Origin of the sequence: Brevibacterium sp. CBA3109 (genome assembly GCF_040256645.1) — a bacterium.
Classification (GTDB): domain Bacteria; phylum Actinomycetota; class Actinomycetes; order Actinomycetales; family Brevibacteriaceae; genus Brevibacterium; species Brevibacterium koreense.
On the sequence record NZ_CP158281.1, the window covers coordinates 3,305,994 to 3,321,318 of the forward strand.

General features: G+C 61.1%; 9 protein-coding genes. All 9 read right to left on the minus strand.

Annotation, left to right across the window (positions count from 1 at the left end; all coding sequences use genetic code 11):
- Window positions 1–34: 34 nt before the first annotated feature.
- Window positions 35–673 (minus strand): low molecular weight phosphatase family protein, encoded by a 639-nt coding sequence (locus tag AAFP32_RS15100; RefSeq protein ID WP_350269819.1) that lies wholly within the window; start codon window positions 671–673, stop codon window positions 35–37.
- Window positions 670–2,322 (minus strand): polysaccharide biosynthesis tyrosine autokinase, encoded by a 1,653-nt coding sequence (locus AAFP32_RS15105; RefSeq protein ID WP_350269820.1) that lies wholly within the window; start codon window positions 2,320–2,322, stop codon window positions 670–672. The genes AAFP32_RS15100 and AAFP32_RS15105 overlap by 4 nt, the downstream gene beginning before the upstream one ends.
- A gap of 176 nt (window positions 2,323–2,498) precedes the next feature.
- The gene (locus tag AAFP32_RS15110; protein ID WP_350269821.1) at window positions 2,499–3,086 is read right to left on the minus strand and encodes a hypothetical protein; all 588 of its coding nucleotides are present in this window, start codon (window positions 3,084–3,086) and stop codon (window positions 2,499–2,501) included.
- A gap of 17 nt (window positions 3,087–3,103) precedes the next feature.
- A complete protein-coding gene (locus AAFP32_RS15115) occupies window positions 3,104–4,216 on the minus strand; it encodes a sugar transferase (RefSeq protein WP_350269822.1) in 1,113 nt (370 codons plus the stop codon).
- A gap of 202 nt (window positions 4,217–4,418) precedes the next feature.
- Window positions 4,419–7,103 (minus strand): helix-turn-helix transcriptional regulator, encoded by a 2,685-nt coding sequence (locus AAFP32_RS15120; RefSeq protein ID WP_350269823.1) that lies wholly within the window; start codon window positions 7,101–7,103, stop codon window positions 4,419–4,421.
- Window positions 7,104–7,344: 241 nt separating this feature from the next.
- Window positions 7,345–8,589 carry a hypothetical protein gene (locus AAFP32_RS15125; RefSeq protein WP_350269824.1) on the minus strand — a complete coding sequence of 415 codons (1,245 nt, stop codon included), beginning with the start codon at window positions 8,587–8,589 and terminating at the stop codon, window positions 7,345–7,347.
- Between the two features lie 71 nt (window positions 8,590–8,660).
- On the minus strand, window positions 8,661–9,743 hold the full coding sequence (locus AAFP32_RS15130; RefSeq protein WP_350269825.1) for an ATP-grasp domain-containing protein: 1,083 nt from the start codon (window positions 9,741–9,743) through the stop codon (window positions 8,661–8,663).
- 285 nt (window positions 9,744–10,028) lie between these two features.
- Window positions 10,029–12,686: a LuxR C-terminal-related transcriptional regulator gene (locus tag AAFP32_RS15135; RefSeq protein ID WP_350269826.1), complete on the minus strand. Its 2,658-nt coding sequence runs from the start codon at window positions 12,684–12,686 to the stop codon at window positions 10,029–10,031.
- Window positions 12,683–15,268, minus strand: coding sequence for a LuxR C-terminal-related transcriptional regulator (locus tag AAFP32_RS15140; protein WP_350269827.1), 2,586 nt, complete (start codon window positions 15,266–15,268; stop codon window positions 12,683–12,685). The genes AAFP32_RS15135 and AAFP32_RS15140 overlap by 4 nt, the downstream gene beginning before the upstream one ends.
- Between the last annotated feature and the right edge of the window lie 57 nt (window positions 15,269–15,325).

Genomic DNA, 15,325 nt, shown 5'->3' on the forward strand with positions numbered 1-15,325 from the left:
CGGAGCGACGAAATCAAACGACAGGGGCACAGCTTCAGGCCCGGCTGAGTTTGCCGTTCCGGTACTCCCAGTCGACTATTTCAAACACGCTCGGAAGCATCTGGTCGATCATCACCGGGCTGAGCACGTCCCATTCGTCATGCGGATCAACCACATCATCGAAGTCAGGCCCACCGCGAGCTGGCATGCGGGAGCGTTGTGCCCGAGCGACCAGGTTCTCCCAGCGCTGTCGGTACGCGGATTCCTCGTCACTCGCAAGGGGATGAATGATGCGAGCGAACTCTCGCAGTGTGAAGGTTCGTCTGAGTGCGCGCGGTTCAAGGGTCACCACCTGGCTCCGATGCCACCGCTCCAAGCCGATCACCAGATCCGCGTCGATGACATGGGCGCGCTGCAGACGTTTGGCGCGAAACTCGCTGAGGTCGAATCCCCAGTCTGCCGCAAGAGAGGCCACATTATCGGTCACCCCTACCCCGACCACGCCCGCGGTCCCTGCACTGTCGAGGGCGAACCGACCGGGAGCGACTTCGTCGAGCCCCTGTTGGAGCAGTCCGGCGGCGAGCGGCGAACGAAACAGATTTCCGGTGCAGACGACGAGGATTCTGAAAGCTTCGCTGCGGCCAGCCTCGGCGGACCGAGTAATCGAGTCGGTCGGCTCACCCCTGGTCGTCACTGCTCCGAGGTCCGTTCTCCTACCCCGATTATCCTGGTCGCCTGGACTGCTCCGGTGTCCGGCTGATCGGGTTCTTTGCCAGATCGATCGGAGCGTTCTGTCAAGCGCCCGGATCCCCGGGCTCGCTGTGCGCTCGACCGGGTCCGGCTTCCGGGCCACACTCGAGGTGTGCGCGTGGACTGCTTGGCACCGAACCCTCCCGGCAGCCATCCGACCGGCTCCGTTCGTTCGTTGAGGGACGTCCCTTCCCCAATGGCCGTCGCGGCGTGGCCGGCTGCACGGGACAAGCCACCTGCCGGCACCAGCGCCGAGTAGGTCTTCGTGTATCCGGTCAGGTCGGAATGCCCCAAGGGAACCTTGTTGACGACGAGGCTGAGCGGCGTGTCGACCACGGACAGATCGCTCAGCGCTTCCTCCAGCTCATTGCGTGAACTCTCATTCACCGCGATGACGTGGATGATCCGCCCGGCAATCTTGGCCAACAGCAGTCCGTCCGCGACCGGGAGCACTGGTGGGCAGTCGAGGATGACGGTGTCGAAATCATTGCACAGAACCGTCATTAGTTTGGACATTGACTTCGAGTCGATGAGTTCCACCGGGTTGGACACCTTGTCGCCTGCAGTCAGCACATAGAGCTCATCCTGGCCCCACGGTTGCAGCAGATCGTGAACATCTGCGGTCCTCAGAAGGGCTGTTGTCAGCCCCGCGGAGTTCTCTAGTCCAAGTCTGTCGGCTACGGCAGGTTGGCGCAGGTCGACATCAACCAGAACCACTCTCTGCCCGGACTGTGCCAGCGAAATCGCCAGTTGCACACTGGTCGATGTCTTCCCTTCAGCGGGCACCGATGAGGTGACGGCAATGACGTTGTTCGAGTCTTCGACTCGAGCGAATCGCAAGTTGGCGCGAAGGCGCCGAATCGCCTCTGCATAAGGAGTATCCTGGTAGCTCGCTGTCGGCTCGGGGCGTGTTGAGGACTCGTTGCGCACAGGCACCGAAGCGAGAATCGGCGCAGCGGTGACTTCGCGGATGCCGGCGATATCGCGGACTTTTGAATCCACGGCCGAGCGGAACAGCGCAAGCGCGATGCCCAGTGCCGCCCCCAACAGGATTCCGATAGCTGCACACTGCCACAGAGCCGGCCCACTCGTCGTCGAGGGAAGACTCGCATCGTTTGCCACAGCCAGACGGATACCAGACTGCGCCTTGCCGTGACGGGACTCGAGATCGGTGATCGTCGTGGTGAGGCTGCCTGCGACCGCCTCGGACAATCGAGCGGCATCGCCCGGTGTCGTGGCCCTTGCGCTGACAGTGAGCAGCACGGTCCCGTGATCGGAAGAGGCCGAAACATAGTCAGCCAGCTTCTCGGGGCTGAGTTTCAAGTCCAGATCCCCTATAACCGGCTCGAGCACACGTCGGGAATCAGCAAGCTCAACATACGTTCGCAGCCGTTCCTGGACGAAGGCAGACGCAATCTGCTTCTGATCTGGGTTCGAGGCCTCGACCGTGGACACGAACAGCTCGGTCTGCGAGGTGTACTCATCGGGGAGCAGGAGAAAGACCCCCACACCGCCAAGACCGCCTGTCGCAATCATCACGATCAGCAGGACGATGTTCTTCCGCACAATCCGCATAAAGTCGATGATGCTCATCTCGGGTCCTATCAGATCGAAAGGGGAACAGCTGCAGTGATATTTGGCCCAACTGTACTGTCGGCGGCATCAGAACGGTCATTGTCACCACAGAGCTTGCGGCGTCCCGCAACGACCCTGCGGATGCAGACGCTGCTCCCAGACCCGACCCCGGCGAAGTCAGCAGAGCCGGATTCTCAGATTCTGCTTTCGGGAGCGCATCTGTGCACTTCCCATTCGCGAATCACGTCGATGGCGGAGACGATCTGCGTATTCATCCGTTCGTATGCCCTCGCCGGCCGATTGCGCGGATCGATGACATCATCATCGCTTGCATCTCCCGGCGGAGGAGTTCGATAGCGGGGCGCAAGAGCGACAAGGGACTGCCACCTTCCGGTCGGCGTTGCCAGCTGCTCGGGCCGCACAGTGGGAAGGATGCGTGCGAACTCGCGCAGGGTGAACGTGGTCCGCAACGCCCGTGGACTCACCTTCACGACCTCGCGTCTGAGTGCTCTGTCCATGACCAGGATCAGATCGGCTTCAGAGATCATCGCCTCGTCAAGTTGATTGACGACGAACCCGTGCAGACGAATGCCCCGGCGTGAGGCCAGTCTCAACACTTCCACTGCTGCTGGCTGCCCCGGAGTGATTTGTGTTCCCGCGCTGCACACAGTGAACTCGCCCGGAGCCTCGGTGTCGAGCTCGTGTTGCAGCATCCCGGCTGCCAATGGAGAACGGCAGCTATTGCCCAGACCGACGACGAGTATCCGAAAGCCTGCTGGCATCACAGCCCAGTCTCCGTTCACAGCTGCGCTCGCCTTTGGCCTGCATCCGGCTTCGGGAGGCCCTGCATCGCCGAACTTCCGCGACCTACCCCGGCCTGCACGCGACCAGGAGGAATGAATCGACTCCAATCAGCATCGGCAGTCTCATTCGGCCACAGCCGGCAGACGGCGACGATCCGGCCGGCTGCGGGCTGGTGCCCGAATTTCAGCTGTTCGTCAGGGTCAGCGATCTCGTAGAATCCTGCCTCAGTCAGAACCGAGCGATTCGGGCTGTCGGCGAAGAGTGCACACACGGCAAAATCGGCCTCGGTTGCCCGCGTCCGGTTGGTCAACAGCCTGACGACCTCTCTCCGGATCTCGACATCCGGTTCCGCTTCCGACCAGTCGTCGAAACGGATGAGCAGCGAGTTCGCGTTCAAGGCCGTCATCTCGCAGTATCCGATCTCTTCGCCTGCGGTGCTGCTCACCGCCCATGTCGTGATGGTCTCGGTCCGGGTGCGCTGCTCAAACACCAACAGGTCCGATTTCAAGGTGCCGCCGAAATTCTCCGCTGTCGCTTCGCCGTCCTGGCTGATCCCATCGGCGCGCAGAACGATTCTCACTGTGCGCATGAGTATGCGCAGATCGAGGCCGAAGCTCACCGTATCCACGTATTCGACGTCAAGGTCGAATCTGTCATCCCAGCGCACACTATTGCGACCGCTGACTTGGGCCAATCCGCTCAGCCCTCCACGCGCCTGATGTCGACGACGCTGCTGATCCGAATAATGCGGAAGATAGCAGGTGGGCAATGGACGCGGACCAATCAGGCTCATGTCGCCACGCAGCACATTCCACAGACTGGGCAGTTCGTCCAAGCTGCTCGCCCGCAGCATCCGACCGAAGCGAGTCATCCTCTGTCCATCGGAGACAAGTCCCCGGTCAGGGTCGGCGTTGAGCATGCTGCGAAATTTCCACAGCCGGAAGACCCGTTCGCCCTTCGTCACTCGCTCCTGCGTGAAGAACATCGGCGAGCCGAGGCAGAGGAGGACCAGGACACCGACAACGGCGATGACCGGTGCCAGCAGAACCAGAGCGGCCAAAGCGCCGAGGATGTCCAGCAGTCTTTTGACGAGGTGATATCCGATCATCTCAGCGCTCCCCCAGCTCGTGGCACGGTGTATATTGCTGCGGTGCAGGGCCCCTGTTCAGGGCCACAGCTCGTTTCGCTGGTCATACTGACTCACTCCTCACTCTCGTCTGGTTCTCAGACTGGACATGCACGGCAGTGCCGCCCCTCGTCTTGCTGCAGGCTTGCGGGGGACCGTCGAGTTCCTGCGGTCACCATCGGCGTCAGGCCACGGGAAGTCCGGCGCCATTGGCCAACCGAGCGATGAGTCCGGTCCGCGAGGTGACGTTGAGTTTTCGGTACACAGAGGTCAGCCGCAGTTCCACCGTGCGCAGGGAGACGAATATCCGCGGGGCGATCTCCCGGTTCTTCAGGCCCTCCCGCACCAGATCGACGACTGCCCGCTCATCTGTGCTCAATCGGTCAAGCAGACTATTGTGCGCCGGCTCCGTTCGGGCTTCCGTCCGGTCGGGTAGAGCGGTGTCGGCCAAATGGTCCGAACCGACCTCGCGGAAGATTCCGACCGCGAGGCGTGCCCGCTCGGCCGCACCCCCATGAGCACCGGATTCGGCCAGACGATTGGCCATCACCAGGAGAGTCACTCCCTTATCGAACTGTGAGTCCTCGGGGCGCCACGAGCCGAGCAGCCGGCCCATGGCTTCGAGCCCCGCAGCCTCGGGGAGCAGAAGGATGCGCGAGCGCTCGAGCGCGAGTTCCGCCCAACGTGAGGGCACCCTCTCGACTCTGCCGTGAAAGACCCGGATCAGCATCCCCGCATGTTCTCGTCGTCCGGTGGCGATCAGGGCCTCTATGAGATCCGGTTCATAGCGGATGACATTGGGGTTGAGCTCACGCATGGCCAACTCTTCGCAGCGATGCAGATGGCGCACTGCCTCGGCGGGAAGACCCATGCGCAGCAGATAGTTGCCCTGGATCGCATTGAGTTCAGCCATAATACTGTGGTTCTGGGAGGCCATGGCGTGCACCGTCAGCGCCGCTTCGATCGTCTCCGCGTCACTGGCACGACCCTGCGCAAGAAGACTCCAGCACTGCAACAGCAGCTGACGATCTCGTCGAATCATTCCACCGGAGGTATCCGAGGCCGCGCACTTATCGATGAGCGCGATGGCCAGGCCGATATCGCCTCGGCGAATCGCGATCTCGGCGCGCACACACTTGGACTGTGTGTCCCAAATGGGCTCCCGTGCCCCACACGTGTCCAGACAGTCCAGCGTCGCGAGGGCCGAGTCGTAGTTCTCAGCTGCCATTAGGCCCATGGAGAGCAGGAGCAGGCAGACCGGGTCCGAATCTTCGGCCACGTCGAGCGCCCTGAAGTCCTCCATTGCACGGTCGTCATGACCCCGCCCACATTCGAGCAGAACGTCCAGAGAACGGTACAGCCGCAGCGATCGATCATCGAAGTGAGCGCTCAGGTTGCTCGCATTGTCCAACAGCTCGTGTGCCTCGGCTGTTTCTCTCCTCAGCGCATGGCACAGGGCGATAACCAATTGCAGATGGGCCACCTCGGCGGGCGCAGTTGTGACTTCGCTGCGGCTCCACTGGTTGCGCAGACGCAGAGGTACAGACTGCTGGACGAGGAATTCGGCCCACACACGCAGCGTGCGAGCTCGGACGAGGACTCTCACATCTGTGCTTCGAGCAGCGTAGGTGAGGTAGCGCAGTGCGAAATCGATCTGCCCACGGTCGATCAGAGCCGCAGCGAGATCATTCAGCAGCGTGGAGACCGGTCCGAGTTCCATGCTGAGAGCGAGAGCTCGTTCGGCGAACTCGATTCCGGCCCAGTCCAGTCCCTCCGAAACCAGTGCACAGGAATCAGCAAGAAGCTGACACGGAGTCTCCTCTGTGGCATCGATGAAGGACCGATGCCAATGGTGAAGTTCGGGATAGCCCTCCTCGCACCGCTGCGCGAGCAGCGAGTGACCAGCTAAGCGCTCATCAACACTCAATGTCCGATGTTTGCAGACACGAGCCAGCTCCTCCGAGAAGCGGCAGTACACACCGTCTTTCTCGACCGTGCCCCGGGATTCAAGTTCCGAGAACCATTCCTGTGCTTCTCGAGACGCTCCGAGGACTGCGGGCCGCGGAGACAGCGGAGCCAATGACATGAGACCCAGCAGCACTTCGGCCTCATCACCGAGGCCGTTCTTCGCAGCCGAGACCATCCCGTCAGCATTCGGCCCCAAGCGCAATGGCAGGTCCAGCGCCTGCGATCCCTCCATCTGGTTCGAAGGCAGGCGTTCGAGCAACTGGTGCAAAGCCGACGGGCGCCCCGAGGCGGTCCGCACTGCCACAGCGGCGACTCCAGCGGCAACACGTCCGGATGTCAGCTCTTCTGCCAGCTCGTGCATTCGACTGTCGCTCAGATGCCGCAGCTCCACGCTGGGGACACCGGCCAGCAGACTGGTCGGGGACAGTGCCCCGGTCGAGACTGCGATTTTCACTCTATGCCCTGCCATCCGCCGCAGCATATGACCGAGGACGAGCTGCGAGGGCTGGTCCAACTCGTCGGCTCCCGGGACGATGACCAGAACGCCGTGTTCCGATTCCATGCTGCCGATCAGCCGAGTGACCTCGTCCGCAATCTCCCGAACCGACTCTGGGCTGTCGGAATTCTCTGCTCTCAGCCGGCTCTCCAGCTCCGTCGATTCGAAGTCCCCGAGTTTGAGCGAGCGCAGCGAGGCGAGAAGGATCTCCAAGCCCGCATAGGTCCGAACGAACTCCGTCCGGCCGTTGGGTACTCGGATGACAGGGACAGTCGACTCAGCTTCCAAAACCATGAGCATCTCATCACCGCCCAGACCCGGTGGGCTGATGACCGCGGCCGCACTGTGACGATCAAGCAGGTTGCCCAGCTGATCAAGCTCGGCGCGGCGGATCAACGCATACATGATGTGTTCCGCCCAGTGTCTGAATCTTCGTCGTTCCTCAGCTGCTCGCGCAACGGCCAGTTGTTGTCCATGCCCTCATGATTCCGTCGCCGAGAGCACCCAGATAGGTGGTCATGCCCGGACATATTCTGGTCAGTACTCAGTCACGACGAAGACAGTACTGGTTCTGCTACTCAGTCAAAATCGGCGGCAGTTCTCGCGGTCTCGGCAGCGTTTGAGGACGCAATTTCCCTATCGCAGACTATTCGGGTTGAGCAGCTGTGGGCAGCAGTTGCCCGTCTGCCCACATATTGCCCTGAAGGTAGTCCTCGACTTGCCCGGCACGTCGCACCAGCATCATCTGGTTCTCGTGGCGAACATAGACTGCTGGCGGAAATTCGATGAACGAAGACCCATAGGACATGGTGTACGCACCAACTCCTCTGAACACGATCCGGTCTCCCTCGACGAGTTTCGGAGAGTCCTTCAACACCATCAGACGATCGTCCTCCATGCAGCTGAATCCGGCGATCACCTGCTCGGGATGGCTCGTTCCCGGAGCGGCCCCGGTGTCGATGTCGTAGACGGCCTTCTTCCGGAAGAGGGGATCGATGTCAGTCCTGCTGGTATCGGTGATGACGAAACGCTGTCGTCCGATGTCTTTGGTATCGAGCACCTGCGCATGAAGCTCCACCGGGTTGGCGATCACCGAACCCCCCGGTTCGACGACCAGCCGAGTTCGGTTGAGGTCAACGACCGCCGCGAGTTCTGCACGGATGCAGGAGATGTAGTCATCGAACCCCGTCGTGTCGTTGAGACTTCCGAAGAAGCCACCGCCGATATCGATCCAGTCCAGCTCGAGGTCGAGTTTCGAGATGATCTCGGCGGCGACTCCGGCGGCAGCTTTATACACCTGCAGACTCTTCGTTCGGGAATTCCGATGCATGTGGAGGCCGCCGACAGCCACACCCGCAGCAGACAACTCTGCGATCGCCGCCTCGAGATCGCCATTGTCGAAGTCGAAACCGAACCGACTCATCTCTCCGTTCACTGTGCTTTCGCCCGGACACAGTGCTTCGAGATCCCAATTGACCCTGAGGCCGACTCGCACATCCAGACGGGAGTCCTCCTCAGCCAGCTCCACCGCCCATCTGACCTCCCGTTTGGAGTCGAGGTTGGTGAGTGAACCGTTGCGCAGGGCAGCCCGGAGGACTGCACGGCTCTTGACAGGGCCGTTGTACACGATCTGCTCCGGTTCGAAGCCGATTGCGCGCACCAGTCTGTATTCGGAGTCCGAGACGACTTCAGCCCAGACGCCCTGCCCTTTCATATAGGTCAGCAGCCAAGGCAGTGGGTTGGTCTTCACGGAATACGACATGACGGAATGAGGCCAATGCTTCGCCAATGCGTTCTGAAATCGATTGACCAGAAGGTTGAGTGCTGATTCATCGATGACGAAGGCCGGTGTCGACGGCCCTGCGATCCGTGGATGTTCTGTAGAGGTCACAGCTGCCTTTCCTGTGCGAGTCTGGACGCTTCAGTCGATGACATTGCGCCACCACCGCTCTCGCCCACCGTCTATGTGTGTTCAACTGAGGTGGATGAGTCGTTGCCCTCCCGGGACCCGCGAGCCGTCACGCGAGTTTCCTGATACTTCGCAGACACGACGCCCGCCTCATACTGATTCCACCCCTCGTCAACCGGGATTCCGAAGATCTGGCCCGTGTAGTAGAGCGGAACATCAGCACCTGCCAGATGTACGAACGGGTATCCGCCGCCGAATCGAGGATTGATGTCGATCACCGAGGCCCGTCCTTGATCGTCAAGGAACATGTCGACATCGATGAGTCCGGACAGCCCGGCCGAACGAGAGATCTTTCCCGAGGCTTCTCGGAAAGGCCCGGGGTCAACTGTGACCGCCTTGTCTGTCTCGCCGGCGCGCATCCGCAGCTTGCGGCGCGCGAACACCCCGGTGAGTGGGCCCGGATCCAGCAGGCTGGAGACGATGTCGACACCGTATTCGCTGCCCGGCATCCTTGGCTGGACGATGACATCGTCCCGAGGGTCTGTACGATCGGCACGTGGTGGAACACTCTTTGCAGAATTCGCCACAGCTTCATCGACCTCGCCTCGGGCCACCACCGCCAAACCGGAGGAACGACTGCCGAAACGGTGTTTCACCACGAATTCGTCGCGCTCTCCCGCATCTGCGAGAAGGCTGTCCAGATCGCTGCCCATCACCGTCTTCGGCGTCGGGACGTCAACTCCCTCGAGCATCTGCGCCATCCGGAGTTTGTCGGCGCAGCCGACCTGCCATGCGGCAGACACTCCGGGAACGAAAACGCCGCGGTCACGAAGAGAATCCGCGATTCCCGTGTTCACATGGAGTTGCATCAGCTCGTAGTCGTTCGCCGACAAGAAGAGCCTCGGCTCGACTTCGTCAATCAGACGCAAAATCGCATCCCCATAGCCTGGGTCACTGTATCTCGGCAGCAGGCGGGTCTCATCACCATAGGACGCAGCAGCACTAGAAGGGTCGTTCTCCGCGACGATGATTCGCCCGTTGAGACCGAACGTGTCGAATGCGGCGCGAAACCAGTCAATGAGATAGAGCCGTCGGCCTGCGGAGCCGATCACTATCGTCACAGATTCAGCTGTCAACTCGCCCTCCTAAAAACACTGTCCCGCTACAATGGGATTACCGGACATTTGCTCCGCACCGAAATGCACAATTGCCGCAATGACCCGAACATTCACTCGGAATGACGCATTCAGTTCGATTCCGAAAGCCAATGCAAACCATCCCGATGTCAACTCATATTAGCTTCACTGCACCCACCCCATGAGTGGAAATTGATAACTTTGCGGTTTCCCGAAAGCAGTTTGCGAACTGCTTCGATCGGACCCACTTCGACCCCCTCACCCGATCTCATGGGCGGTGTGAGACTAGGAGTTCTCAGACTCCTGCTTCGCGGCTCCCACAGCCTCGATGTTCAGTCGCGCCAGAGCCTCGGCGACCTGATGACGGCGGGTGACACCGAGCTTTTGATACAGACGGTAAGCATGGCCTTCCACCGTCCTCACAGCAGCTCCGAGCCGCTCCGCTATCTCTGCGTTCGACATACCCCTGACGAGGAAGCCACAGATCTCTCGCTCCCGTTCCGTCAACTCCACGGACAGGTCGTTGGATCCGCGCGAGTACGGTACGCTGCCGCGGTGGTGAAGGCGGTCTTTGGCCATCTGCACGCATCTGGCAGCGATGTCAGGGGCGGATGAGCGTTCGGCATCAGCGATTCTCAGCAGCGCCGCAGCGTCCTTTTCCCACAGTGCCTCCCCCACCGCTCCAAGGGTTCGGAATGCTGGTCCCTCACCCAATCTGGAGACACGACGCATCTCTTCAATATCGACTTCGCCGAAGTGGCGAAACAGCAGAAGGCGAATCTGTGCGGACAGACCGTATGCCTGATCCCGTTCCGCATCGTCGAGCAGCTGCCGCAGCTGCCTCTCGGATTCTGGATCAGATGTCCGCAGCCACCGGGAGATGAGAGTGAACACCAGCGCTCGCCTGGACTCGACGTGCAGGCCAGAGTGCGCCAACCGGGCGAACCGAGCATCGAAGTCCTCGGCTAAGTCCGTCTCGCCGCTGAGCGTGGCAACGTACTGCGCTACGCCCAGAGCCGCAGCGAGCAATGAGAACTGCCTCCAGTGATCCAGCGCCTCGACACCGGCCCGAGCCGATCGCAGTGCCGCGTCCAAGTTACCTTCGAGCAAAGAGAGCTCTGCCGCCATCATGTCACTGGTCCCACTCTGAGATGCGAGATGGGCGATATCGTTTGACTGCGGCATCTGCAGTGATCGCCGAGCGCCATTCAAGTCGCCGTGTTCCATCAGTACCCGAGCGTCGAGCATTCTGAGGACCACGGTTCCCATCCCCACGGTGGGCAGTTCTCGTTTCATCAGGGTGAGAATTTCATCCGCCCGCCCAGTTCGCCCCTGCTCCAGATCGAGGGATGCACAGAACAGCGCCGCGCCCATCCGATACACGTCCGGCAGAGTGGCATCGAGAGCCTGCTGGCGCAGCAGATCTCCGTCCTGCTGACCATGAGTGCCCCCAACGGACTCGAGCATCTGCAGCAGGGCTCTCGCTGTCGCGTCGTCAAGACTTTCAGCAGCGAATCTCCTCGTCGTCTCTTGATCCGGACTCTTCTCATTCAGACGACAGGATTCTTCCGTGCAGCAGTCTCGCTCGTGTGCAGCGATCCTGTCGAGTGCCGCCGTGAAGTCGGAGGCCTCGAGCGCTACTGACCTGTGCGTGACCTTGCGGTTGGCCCAGAGCACTGCCGCGGTGACGACGAGTCCCGGGCAACATGCTTTGTGCAGACAATGAGCAAGCAGATCGAGACCCAACGCCACCTGCCCGACGTTGCAATAGAGACACGCCAGTTCGTAGAGCTCTGGGGCGCTCAGCCGATCAGTCGGAACATCGGACATGATCCGCAGAGCTCGGTGCCAGTCGCTTGCCTCGATTGCGATCAGCGCAGCATCGATGACTTGCCGTTCGTCCACGGCAACCCCACATTCCAGGGCCCATTCCGTCCTGAGCATCCGAGACCGTCGACTGGGCTGATCGGGATAGTCACGGACTATGCCGTACCACTTCCGGCTCCGGCCGATCGGGGCGCTGTATCGAATCGTCTCCGAAGCGTGGTGTTCGCGTGCGACGTAGACGCGAGTGGTGTCTCCAAGAATGCGCAGCTCATCGACGTCGACCAGACGGTCGGCTGCTGATCCGAGTCCGATCGAAAGCATCAGATCGATGTCGATCTCACCAGCCATGATGACCAGTTCGAGAGCTTCCTTCTCTGCCATCGAATACTGGTCAAGGTCGATGCGGGCGAAGTCGCGTGCCCGTGCGTCGAAATCGATGTCGAGTCCGTCGAGCACAAGAACGCCGTTGCGTGACAACAGGCGATTCTTCCTGCGGCAGTATTCGAGAAGCTCCAGCAACTGGCCTGGGTTGCGTCCCGAATGGAAATCGATGATGTCAATGACACCCTGCGCGGCGATCCCCCCGAAGCTGTATTCGACTGCAGTACGCAGATTCTCCGGAGTGAGCGGCTCCAGCACCAACTGTGCAAGCACCTGTTCGTCGACCAAGTCGGCGAATGGCCAGAACTCATCACCCACAGAGTGGCCAGTCGTCGCCACCAGTCTGATCGTACCGGCGGCCGCGAGCTGTGTGAGCATGCGGAGACTGTACTCATCGAGATAGTGCGCATCGTCAACGTATACAACCGGCACCGCGTCGTCCCCGGTCACCGCCGATATGACTCGGCCCGGCAGACCACCTGGTTCGTCGAGGTCTACGATCATTCCGAAGACTCCGAACGGAATCTCTCTGAGCACACGATCGGCGCGCAGCCAGTGCTCCTTCCCACCTCGGCGCCGATGCACCTCTTCCGCCAAGCGTGTCTTCCCCATGCCGACATCCCCTACTACGAGGATGCCGACCATGGACGAATCGGTCAGCGATTCCTCAATGATTCGAAGCTCGTCTGCACGGCCGAAGAGCGGCGGAGGGCTGAAAGATCGCTGCCGGGTCATGCCAGACTCCGCGCGATCTGCTTGAGTTCGTGACGGTCGCTGACGTGCAGACGTCGATAGAGACGGCCGAGGTGCCACTCCACTGTCCGCACCGAAAGATGCAGCCGAGCTCCGAGCTCTGAGTTGCTGGCTCCCTCAGTCACACCGGCCACCAGCTGCTTCTCCATCTCGGTGAGTATCGCCCACAGCTCGGCACCGCCAGCATCAAAGGTGATCGCGCGCAGGCTCGAGTCCAGCAACGCCCGAGCATGTTTGATGGCAGCCGAGTCGCGACTCTGTACAGCCCTGTCACGCGCCGAGCGTGCCAGATCGGCGCACATCACGACAGCGCCGAAGCTCAGTGCTTCATCTGCGGCGTCGATCACTGCCTCGTAGTCATCGCTGAGGCAGGCCTTGGCAACCGCGGACGCCAAACCCCCAAGATCGCCATCCACGTTTTCAGCAGTGCTGAGCAGATTCGCCCGCGCCGCTGGGTTGCCATGTCGGCTCGCCTCCATCCATGCGTAGGCAGCCAGAGTATGGGCCCCACGCTCCGCAGCCTCCGCACCAAGGCGGTGCATCTCGTCTGCGATCTTTTCAGGGGCGGCCAGCGCTAGGGCCTCGAGCTCAAGCAGATCGGCAAGATAGTCCAAGCACCAGTCGTAATCGGCGCGAGGAACGCCGTCGATCGGCTCCTTGGTGCCAGTGACGAAACTGCGTCCAGTCCGCTCACCCTTGCGAAAACGGGCGATCCGATCGTCCGGCACCGTTGTCGATGGGCTCCGAGTCGATTTCTTACGCATCTGCAGAAGCCCTTCTGCCAGGTGGAGGGCGGCCTGCATGAGATCGTATTCGCCTCCACGCTCGGGACCATTCGCCAAAGCTTTGTCCAGGGTCTGCTGCGCTCGTGTGATGTGCCCGGTCCACAAGTCGACGAGAGCTGTAGAGGAGGACGAATCAGCACGCAGGGGAGTCAGTCGCTGCAAGGTCGTGCGAGCACGGTCCCAGTCTCCGGCCAGATAGCGACCAATGAAGATCTGCGGCGCAGAGTCCTCCACCTCGAAGCTGGTCGTGTCCGGCAGACTGAACATCATCTCGGCCTGATTCAGATACTCCAGCCCTCGCTCGATTCGGCCCCGCATGATTTCAATCTTGCCCAGAAGCGAACAGGCACGCTGTCGGTGCCGGGGCAGACAGTCGCGGTTGCGGAAGACGCGCTCAGACAGTTCCTGGCCCTCCTGCAAACGCCCTCCACGCACATCGAACTGGGCCCGGGTGACATCCAAGCGACCGGTGTCGACGGCGCCTCGCAATCGGTCGCGGACCCATTCGGTGCGCAGAATGTGTGGTTCTCGCGGGTCGGTCAATCTCAACTCGAGACACGCCAAGCGGGAGAGGTATCTGTCGGCCCCCTCGCCCGCCCGAGGTGAGGAGACCAGCCGATCGACGATCAGCTCTGCCTCGACAGTATCTCCTCGACCTCGTTCCGCACGCGCCAGTTCGAGATAAATCTCAGGGTCCTCAGAACTCGAGCCACGCAGCAGGTCGATCGCGGCAGCGAAGTCTCCCCGCTCATTCGCCCACAGTGCGGCACCGAGAACCTTGTCTGAGTCAACTGGGACCCCCCAGTCCTGAGTCCATCTCACCTGCCCGAACAGCGCAGCTCCCACAAGGGGCATCGTCTCCAAAATCGGAGTGATCTCCCTGAGCAGCTGCAGACTCTGAGATGGCCGGACGCTGTCACGCAGGATCTGAGCGACTGCCGGTTCGACCACCGCCACCTCGGCGTGCCTGCCTCTGGTGATGCTGATGATCCCGCGTTCCTCCAGATTGTCGAGAAGCTCCGGCTCACACATGCTCCGCAGAGCTTCATACGGCAGAACCCCGGCCATCGCGATCGATTCGAGAATTCGCTTCTGCACCGGCAGCACATTCCACAACGCACGATGGCCGGACCCGCGTTGGGAATCGATACTCGCGGCCCTGCCGACGATGAGTTTCCTCAGCATCCGGGGGTTGCCCCGCGACCTCTCCCGGTAGGCGACAATCGTCCTATCATCGAGCTTGTGCCCCGTTTCCCGGGCGATGGCTGCGATCGCAGCCTCGTCCAGTCCCTCAAGATCCGTGCGCACAACCTTGCCGGCGGCCCAGAGCGCCGCCAGCAGATCGACCGGAGGCCTGATCGTTTCGGCCGCAGCCACCAGCTTGATCCGACCTGCAGCAGCCAGCTGAGAGACGATCGAGAGAGAATGTTCATCGACTTGATCTGCATTGTCGATGATCACAACTGGAATGTGCCCTCGCCCGAAAATCCGACCGATGATCGACAATGCAGCACCACCCGAAGCAATTTCGGGGGTCTGCTCGCCTTCACTGGAAAGCAGAACTTCGAAGATGCCCAGATTCCTGGAAGCGATCAGGCTCGAGCCCCGGAACCGAAAGACGGGCACTTCGGGAGCCACGTTCGCGGCAACCCCATTGATGACCGTGGTCTTTCCCATTCCGGACGCGCCGATTACAAGCGCACCATAGACATCGGGATTCGCCAGGCTCCTGGTGATCTCCACGATCTCTGCCCGACTGCCACTTTGTGCTGCACGCACGAACTGAAGCGAAGTCGTCTCCGATTTCACTTCAGCACGCTCGCTTGCTCGGATTGC